The following is a 3,451-nucleotide window of genomic DNA, read 5'->3' as shown; positions in this document are numbered from 1 at the left end:
GCCTATCGCGATAGACGGGGTTTTCTAACCCCGTTGTTTGCATGTTTGCCTGGATGTTTCACCGAGAATTGCTGGTAATCGGGGATCATCGGGTTTAATCCCCCCTTTAGAAAAGGGGGGAAGGGGGATTTGACAGGTTATTTAAAAGTGAAAGTATGTTATAGTACAATCCATGTTAACTCAGCTTATTTTCCCCCTGGACTTTGCTGATCTAAGCCAGGCATTAAAGTATGTCAACCTGTTAAAAGATCATGTTCATGTCTTCAAAATAGGTCTTGAGCTGTTTGTGAGTGCAGGGCCTGAAGCGATAAAAGGTGTGCTTGCGGCCGGCGGCAGGAGGATCTTTTTGGATTTGAAGCTTCACGATATCCCGGAGACCGTCCGGAGGGCGCTTAAAACACCGTATATTAAGGATGTAGAATTCATTACAGTCCACAGCAGTGACGGGCCCGATATGTTAACAGCAGCTGTTGACAGTGTCCCTGATAAAATTAAGATCCTGGCAGTTACAGTCCTGACAAGCCAGGGAGCGGAAGATATGAAAAAGATCCTCCTTCTAAGTGACGATGTCTCTTTAACAGATCTGGTAATTCACCGGGCAAAAATGGCAAAGGCATCAGGCTGTGCCGGCATAGTATGTTCCGGTCAGGAGATATCAGTTATAAGAGAACATTTAGGCAGAGATTTGACCGTTGTCACCCCCGGCGTCAGGCCGGTGTGGTCCCTTATTCCAGGAGACGATCAAAAAAGGATAGTGACGCCGCGCGATGCTTCCAGGCTTGGTTCTGATTATATTGTTGTGGGACGTCCTATTCGGGATGCAAAAGATCCTGTTGAGGCAACTGTAAAGATAATTGAAGAGATTAGTTGACCACAAAGTATATCTTGGACTTCATTGCATAGATTAGTCCTGTACACTTGTTACAGGGTGGGAGGGCAACAAGATTTTCATTGCCGGCCTTTTTTGTTTGATTCGTCTCAACACAAAAATTGCAGTAGAGTTCATCTGCTACAAATATCTCATCTACATTACGGTTTTCTAAAAGCGGTCTGAACATATCGGCCCCTGAGTTTATGAGTATTTCCGTCTGTCTTCCAAGTTTCAGTTAGTTTATCGGATATGGCAGAAATGTACTTTAGGTTTGCATTATTTCGAAGAACTTTTCAAAAAAGATTCCGGCACTTAAGTTTAGAGTTTCTATGTATGCAGGTGTATCCGAAATTATTTCGCTGACATTAATATAATCAACCCTGGATAGTTCTTCTCTATATTCTGATATCCACTGGTTAATCATTTCCTTTGTAACTTCAAGATGAAATTGTATACCATAAATCCTGCTGCCGATGCGGTAGGCCTGGTTTGGGAATAGCCCTGAGCCGGCAAGCCGTATTGCACCCCTGGGAATTTCAAAGGTATCTCCATGCCACTGGAACACTTTAAGCTCCTCAGGAAGTGTTTTGAATAACGTGTCCCGCCTGCTGTCGCCCGAGAGGCTCAGCTTATACCAACCGATCTCCTTTTTTGTTCCCTTGCTTACTCTTGCCCCGGCTGCCTTCGCAATCAATTGAGCACCGAGACAGATGCCGAGGATCGGCATATCGTTCATTACAGCTTTCTTAATAAAGATGTCTTCATCTTTAAGATATGGGTACTTGTCTTCCTCATAAACATTCATGGGTCCGCCAAGTATTATAATGCCGGAGAACGCACCCGGATCATGAGGGACAGGCTCACCTTCAAAGAGTCTGACATACTTACATCCGATGCCTCTTTGTGACATTGCATTTGCAATTGTGCCGAGGTCTTCACATTCAATATGCTGAAGTACAATAACTTCCAACACCCTCACACCTCTTTATAAACCGGAAACAGGTTCTTTTAATGTAATTGAATACCGCTCGTGTTTGAATGGATGGACAGTCGGATATTTCTGGAATAACCAACCCTTGAAGATTTCCTTACCGCCCTCTTTTACCTCGACCTGAATTGCAGGATTACCCAGTTCAGCAGATTCAGAAGAATAAACATTATCTTCTATCACAAGGTCTGGCAGGAAAGTGCCAGTTTGAACCTCAACATTACTGCCCGATATTGTAAAATTAGCCCCAATTGGTACCTTGTAGTCCCTGCCATTCATAGTCTGTTTATCCATTACTGATATTATGACCCCCTTCCATTTGCCTTTAATCTCTTCGGAAAGGACAATCTTCATCTGTTCTGACGATGGCATCTGAACATCAGCATGTGACGGCATCATTGCCTGCTGCTCATGAGCACGCGGTTTCGGTTGTTCCTTCTTAGTGCATGCATTAAGACCAATAATGGAATTGATACAAAGTGTAAAAAGTATTATTTTATTGATAGATTTCATGCTGTATATTTAACTCATTATGGCGGAGAGGGTGGGATTCGAACCCACGGTGGAGTTATTAGCCCCACAACTGCTTAGCAGGCAGCTGCCTTCGACCGACTCGGCCACCTCTCCTGGGATGCTTCGCATCACCTGTGGCTTATAGCTTATAGCAAATGGCAGCATAAAGCGTGTAGCTTACTATTGCCTATGGCTTTGGGCTCTTAGCCAAAGATGAGCGAAATGAACTTAATTGTTTTACTAATCTTTCAGCTTTACTTTCAATATCCAAATTCAAATCAGCGGTAATAATACCATAAGTTTCCGCTAAATCAAAACCTGCAACAGTTTCATAAACAGATCGAATTGATATGCCCAGGAATCTGGCGAATTCGGCATCTGATGTGTCTGCAGAGCCTTCAGCAATATTTAAAACAATCGAGTTTAATGCACGATATATCTGATCGGCAAGGCCCTTATCGGTTATGTTCTCAGAAACATGGTCTCTGCAAAATTTACAGAATGCCTTTGCCTCATTATATACCCTAAAGGACTTAAACCTGAATGGCATAAGTTTCCCTTGTCGGCTATTGCTAATGCAACTTTTATCAATTTATTATAAAGTGCAATTCCCCACTTATTGCCATTAGCTACAAGCCATTAGCTATAAGCCATTAGCTATAAGTGAAAATTGCAAAGCAATTTTCCTGGCGGAGGGGGTAGGATTTGAACCCACGGTGCTCATCACACAACGGTTTTCAAGACCGTCGCCTTAAGCCACTCGGCCACCCCTCCTTAGGCTACGAACGTCATAAATGACTTTCTGCGGCGTTGGACTCCTCAGGAAATCTTAAAAAGTACGCCTCCGGTTTCCTTCGTCATCCGCCTTGCAGAAAGCCATTTCTGACGTTCTCAGTTACTATGTTATCCAGTTACGAATCAATCCAGGCTTCATGTGATCCTTTCCATGCCCCCCATGTAGCTCCTGAGAGCTTCAGGTATTATTACTGTTCCGTCTGCCTGCTGATAATTCTCTAATATTGCCACAAGTGACCTGCCTACTGCAAGCCCTGAACCGTTTATCGTATGGACATATTCCG

Annotated in this window: 6 protein-coding genes and 2 tRNA genes; 1 reads left to right on the top strand and 7 read right to left on the bottom strand. The window is 43.6% G+C overall.

All coding sequences use genetic code 11. From position 1 onward, the window contains the following. Positions 1-172 precede the first annotated feature (172 nt). Positions 173-871: an orotidine-5'-phosphate decarboxylase gene (pyrF, locus tag IT392_09635; protein ID MCC6544746.1), complete on the top strand. Its 699-nt coding sequence runs from the start codon at positions 173-175 to the stop codon at positions 869-871. Here pyrF and IT392_09630 read toward each other — a convergent pair. The 7 genes from IT392_09630 to IT392_09600 all read right to left on the bottom strand — a co-directional run. Continuing rightward, positions 864-1,058: a hypothetical protein gene (locus tag IT392_09630; GenBank protein ID MCC6544745.1), complete on the bottom strand. Its 195-nt coding sequence runs from the start codon at positions 1,056-1,058 to the stop codon at positions 864-866. The two genes, pyrF and IT392_09630, sit on opposite strands and share 8 nt — an antisense overlap. Before the next feature lie 78 nt (positions 1,059-1,136). Beyond that, positions 1,137-1,844, bottom strand: coding sequence for a type 1 glutamine amidotransferase (locus IT392_09625; protein MCC6544744.1), 708 nt, complete (start codon positions 1,842-1,844; stop codon positions 1,137-1,139). A 12-nt stretch (positions 1,845-1,856) separates the two neighbouring features. Then, positions 1,857-2,372 (bottom strand): DUF2155 domain-containing protein, encoded by a 516-nt coding sequence (locus IT392_09620; protein MCC6544743.1) that lies wholly within the window; start codon positions 2,370-2,372, stop codon positions 1,857-1,859. 20 nt (positions 2,373-2,392) lie between these two features. Further along, positions 2,393-2,486 (bottom strand) — tRNA-Ser (locus tag IT392_09615). Between the two features lie 73 nt (positions 2,487-2,559). After that, entirely contained in the window at positions 2,560-2,922 is a 363-nt protein-coding gene (locus tag IT392_09610; GenBank protein ID MCC6544742.1) for a four helix bundle protein, read from the bottom strand. Positions 2,923-3,059: 137 nt separating this feature from the next. Further along, a tRNA-Ser gene (locus tag IT392_09605) sits at positions 3,060-3,146 on the bottom strand. A 156-nt stretch (positions 3,147-3,302) separates the two neighbouring features. Beyond that, on the bottom strand, positions 3,303-3,451 hold a 149-nt coding region (locus tag IT392_09600), incomplete at its 5' end, for a serine--tRNA ligase (GenBank protein ID MCC6544741.1).

The organism is Nitrospirota bacterium, from assembly GCA_020846775.1.
Classification (GTDB): Bacteria; Nitrospirota; 9FT-COMBO-42-15; order HDB-SIOI813; family HDB-SIOI813; genus RBG-16-43-11.
The sequence above is the reverse complement of the archived record's forward strand: the minus strand, read 5'-3'. Positions and strand labels throughout refer to the sequence as shown.